Origin of the sequence: Lewinella sp. (genome assembly GCF_050633125.1) — a bacterium.
GTDB lineage: Bacteria > Bacteroidota > Bacteroidia > Chitinophagales > Saprospiraceae > Lewinella.
This window is the reverse complement of the sequence record NZ_JBOEFX010000246.1, coordinates 1-2,168: the sequence shown is the minus strand read 5'-3', so window position 1 is coordinate 2,168 and position 2,168 is coordinate 1. Positions and strand designations below refer to the sequence as shown.

Sequence of the window (2,168 nt, the reverse complement as noted above, 5' to 3'; positions counted from 1 at the left end):
CGAGTGATGATAAAGAAGTGTTCGGCCTTGATTTTGGAGACTTAGCTGCTCCTTATCCTACGGCTGGCGTTGCTACTGCTGCGAGTCACTGTGTTCCTGCTGCCCCACTGATTAAGTTAGGAGCTACGGTAGATGTTGAAGCAGATGGCACCCCAAGTCCCCTCGCTGATGGCGACGGAGCCGATGAAGATAGCTTTGTCCCTGGGGATTACATGTTTGTTCGAGGTCAATCAGAAGACATTACGATTCCATTAATGAACATGACAGGCCAGATGGCGAAGTTGGTTATGTTTATCGATTGGGATAATAATGGTGATTTCACAGGCACCAACGAGATGTACGATGTCATGGTTGCTGACGCTGCGACAAGTGCAACATTGAGCGGAGTTACGCCTCCTGCGGGAGCTGTGATTAATACGAATCTGGCGGTACGTTTCCGTTTCAGTACGGATCAAGCAGCCATTATGTCAGCCGGTGGTAACGCTTCAGATGGAGAGGTAGAAGATTACCTGCTTATGGTAATGGCCTTCGATTATGGTGATCTTACCGATACCGGTACAGGTACCGCTGAAGAAGACTACGAGACCACGGTTGCTGATGGTGGTCCTGTGCATAAGATCGTTACGGATGATATGGGTAACGTGATCCTTAAAATTGGCGGTACGATTGACGATGAACTAGATGGTCAACAAAGTCCTGATGCCGACGGTGATGGAGCAGACGATGATGGCTTCGATCCTACGAGCACGATGTTCGTACGTGGCGAGTCACAAGACCTGACGATCCCTGTAATGAATATGACAGGTGGCCCTGCGAAGTTGACGGTCTACATTGACTGGAACAACGACGGCGCCTTTGATGGTCCTGACGAAATGTATTTCACGACGGTTGATGATTTGGCAACTTCTGCGGTATTAAGTGGCATCACGCCACCAGCGGGAGCTTCAATCAACAACGAGATCGGTATGCGTTTCCGTTTAACGACGGACGTGGCGATGACCCCAGGTGGCCCTGCCCCTGATGGTGAAGTAGAGGATTACGAAATCGTAGTGATGGCGTTTGATTATGGTGACCTTGTTGACGGTGCATCTGGCACTGGCGAAGAGGATTACGAAACGTCATCTGCCAACGGCGGCCCTGTGCACAAGATCGTTACGAACGAGGACGATATGGTAACGCTGAAGATCGGCGCGAGTGTAGATGACGAACTCGATGGTCAGCCAAGTGATGATGCAGATGGAGACGGCGCCGACGAAGACGGTTTCGATCCTACAAGTGTGATGTTTGTACGTGGCGAGTCACAAGACCTGACGATCCCTGTAATGAATATGACAGGTGGCCCTGCGAAGTTGACGGTCTACATTGACTGGAACAACGACGGCGCCTTTGATGGTCCTGACGAAATGTATTTCACGACGGTTGATGATTTGGCAACTTCTGCGGTATTAAGTGGCATTACGCCACCAGCGGATGCTTCGATCAACAACGAGATCGGTATGCGTTTCCGTTTAACGACGGACATGACGATGAGCCCTGATGGCCCTGCGCCCGACGGAGAAGTAGAGGATTACGAGACGATGGTAATGGCCTTCGATTATGGTGATCTTACCGATACCGGTACAGGTACTGCTGAAGAAGACTACGAGACCACGGTTGCTGATGGTGGTCCTGTGCACAAGATCATCACGAACGAAGATGATATGGTTACGCTGAAAATTGGTGCATCTGTAGATGACGAATTAGACGGTCAACCAAGTGATGATGCCGATGGAGATGGAGCTGATGATGATGGCTTCGATCCTACGAGTGTTATGTTTGTACGTGGTCAATCACAAGATCTTACGATCCCCGTGATGAACATGACGGGCGGCCCTGCGAAGTTGACGGTCTACATAGACTGGAACAACGACGGTGTATTTGATGGTACAGACGAGATGTACTTTACAACGGTAGCCGATCAGTCGACGTCCGCGATCCTGGCGGGTATTACACCTCCAACTGGCGCATCGATCAACGATGAAATCGGCATGCGCTTCCGTTTGACAACGGACATGACGATGAGCCCAACGGGCCCTGCCCCTGACGGCGAAGTAGAAGACTACGAAATCATGGTAATGGCGTTTGACTACGGAGACCTTGTCGACGGAGCTGCGGGTACTGGCGAAGAA

Annotated in this window: 1 protein-coding gene; it reads left to right on the top strand. The window is 50.7% G+C overall.

The window, feature by feature from the left end:
• Positions 1-2,168 (top strand): GEVED domain-containing protein (locus ACRBG0_RS28685; protein WP_431490252.1); only part of this gene is annotated, 2,168 nt, incomplete at both ends.